Genomic DNA, 967 nt, shown 5'->3' on the forward strand with positions numbered 1-967 from the left:
GGCTATGTTCGGATTAACTGTTGTTGAATCGAAAAGAGCCTGTTTTCGTTAAGGTTTTCTGGAGTATCCATAAACCTGAACCAACCTAGGTAGTGTTCCAAGTATTTTGTGGCTACTCCGTGAAACCGTTTTATCCACGCTTTCAGACGGCTGTGATAGGCGTTAACATTTTGAATGTGAAAGACTTTATCTATCACCTTAACACCTCCTGCCACATCTAAACGCTTGTGTATTAAATCATTTTTCTCAGAAAGAGCTATGTAGGGCTTATAGCCATCACTACACAACACACTGTCTTTCTCTAATTTCCCTGCTAGCTCCTGATGCAGAGCTGCCGATGTAACACTTGGCACAACGGCTTCATACGTATTCTTAGCTCGATCTCTGACCGTTAAAACTGGCACCCAATCATCCTTTGAACGCCCTCGTTTTTTCGCTTTCACCCCTCTTTTACGGGGCTGACGAGTCATCCGTTTTGAGCCTTTCTCTGAGTAGGGAAAAAGTGTTTCGTCTGCCTCGATAATGCCTTCTAATTTGCTCGCTTTCAGTGCTGATGGTAGCGCCAAGAATCGGTGCCGCCACCTGAACGATGTTTCAAGGTGGAGGCCACATTTTTCGGCACATTTACGCAATGGCTTACTGTCCAGCATACAGCGAATATATTCTAACCAAAGCTCTTTGTACCTCAGTCGAGCTAGCGGTGTCGCTGTTGTCGCTACAAAGGTTTTGCCGCAGTTCTTGCAGCGATAACGCTGCATCTTGTTTACCTTGCCGTGCCGATTGATCAGTGAGCTATGGCAGTGCGGACATTCAGGATTTTCAACCATCCGCTCCTCAAGCTCTGTTATCAACTGTGAGACGCTATCAGTGCCTTTCAGCAGCTTCTCAACATAACGGGTTTGACTATCTGTTAAGTGTTCTAACTCGGCTATAAGCTTTGTAAATTGTGCTGGGAGCATGATCAATC

1 protein-coding gene is annotated in these 967 nt (G+C 45.4%); it reads right to left on the minus strand.

The window, feature by feature from the left end:
• Positions 1-2 precede the first annotated feature (2 nt).
• Positions 3-959, minus strand: coding sequence for an IS1595 family transposase (locus ACX5KA_RS16225; RefSeq protein WP_458731663.1), 957 nt, complete (start codon positions 957-959; stop codon positions 3-5).
• Between the last annotated feature and the right edge of the window lie 8 nt (positions 960-967).

The organism is Alteromonas alvinellae (genome assembly GCF_902705805.1).